Annotated in this window: 1 protein-coding gene; it reads left to right on the top strand. The window is 72.1% G+C overall.

From position 1 onward, the window contains the following. Positions 1-1096, top strand: a 1096-nt coding sequence (locus ACFFGE_RS12465) for an OmpA family protein (protein ID WP_376836744.1), incomplete at both ends; no start/stop codon positions are given.

Below are 1096 nucleotides of genomic sequence, written 5' to 3'. Positions count from 1 at the left end.
TGACCGCGACGGCGGCGTCTGCGGATCCGAACGGCTGGTACGGCGCGGTTGATGCGGGCTTCCACACGATGGAAGACGGGATCAACGCGGAGTCGTCGACGACGGGTGCGAACTGGAACTGGGAAGTGAACGACGGCTGGGCGGCGTTCGCGCGTCTGGGCTATCGGTTCAACCCGAACTGGCGTCTTGAGGTCGAGGGCGGCTACCGCTCGGGCGACATCGGGCGGGTTCGCGCGGTTTCGGGCACGCAGGGCCTGTGCAACCTGACGCCGGCGACGGGCGGGTGCTTCTCGCCGGAGGGCGACATCGAGTCGGCCACGGTGATGGCCAACCTGATCTACGACTTCGGCTCGGCGGACGCGCGTCTTCGTCCGTTCGTGGGCCTGGGCGTGGGCTTCAACCGGGTGAACACCGAGACCATCGGCAACCTGCGCGCCAACCGCACCGCGACGCTGGCGGCCGACGACGAGTCCACCGAGTTCGCCGCCCAGGCGATCGCCGGCCTGGCCTTCGCCCTGACGGAACGCGCCAACCTGGACCTGACCTACCGCTACCTGACGGGCGACGCCGCGTGGGAATCGGTCACGGTCGGCACCGGCCCCGGCGCCACGCAGTTCGGCACCTGGGAAGGCGACTACGACCAGAGCCACACGGTGAGCCTGGGCCTGCGCTACAGCTTCGGCCCGATCGCGGCCCCGCCGCCGCCGCCGACCCCGGCTCCGCCGCCGGCGCCCGCCCCGACCCCGGCTCCGCCGCCCCCGCCGCGTCCGGCTCCGGCCCCGCGCCCGCCGGAGCGTCAGTTCGTGGTCTACTTCGACTGGGATCGCTCCAACCTGACGGCCGAGGCCCAGCAGGTCGTGACCCAGGCCGCCAACTACGCCAAGTCGGGCAACCCGACCCGCATCCTGATCGTCGGCCACACCGACACCTCGGGCTCGGCCGCATATAACGTCGGCCTGTCCAACCGTCGCGCCCGCACCGTCGCGGACGCGCTGGTCGCCCAGGGCGTCAACGGCGGCGTCATCTCCCTCGACGGCCGCGGCGAAACCCAACTCGCCCGTCCCACCGCCGACGGCGTGCGCGAACCCCTCAACCG

Origin of the sequence: Brevundimonas balnearis, assembly GCF_042434805.1 — a bacterium.
Lineage (GTDB): Bacteria > Pseudomonadota > Alphaproteobacteria > Caulobacterales > Caulobacteraceae > Brevundimonas > Brevundimonas balnearis.
This window is presented reverse-complemented; position numbering and strand designations above follow the sequence as displayed.